The organism is Mesorhizobium sp. M7A.F.Ca.MR.148.00.0.0 (assembly GCF_003997735.1).
GTDB lineage: Bacteria > Pseudomonadota > Alphaproteobacteria > Rhizobiales > Rhizobiaceae > Mesorhizobium.
Genome location: NZ_RZTB01000728.1, coordinates 1 through 231, shown reverse-complemented (window position 1 = coordinate 231; position 231 = coordinate 1). Strand labels below are relative to the sequence as shown.

The following is a 231-nucleotide window of genomic DNA, read 5'->3' as shown; positions in this document are numbered from 1 at the left end:
CGCGGGCAAGGTCGTCGATCAGGGCGTCGTCGCCGCGATGCGCAAGATTGTACTGATTCTGCACGCAGACGATCTCGGCGATACGGCGCCCTTCGGCGATCTGCGCCGGCGTCACGTTGCTCAGCCCGATATGCCTGACCAAACCTTTTTGCTGAAGCCCGGCCAGGACGGTGAGTGGCGCTTCGATCGATCCCTCGGCGGGGCCATGGGTATCGAACATGATGCGCAGGT

At 63.2% G+C, this 231-nt stretch carries 1 protein-coding gene; it reads right to left on the bottom strand.

The features are described 5' to 3' along the window. Nucleotides 1-231, bottom strand: a 231-nt coding sequence (locus EOB49_RS36010; protein WP_206526243.1) for an aldo/keto reductase, incomplete at both ends; no start/stop codon positions are given.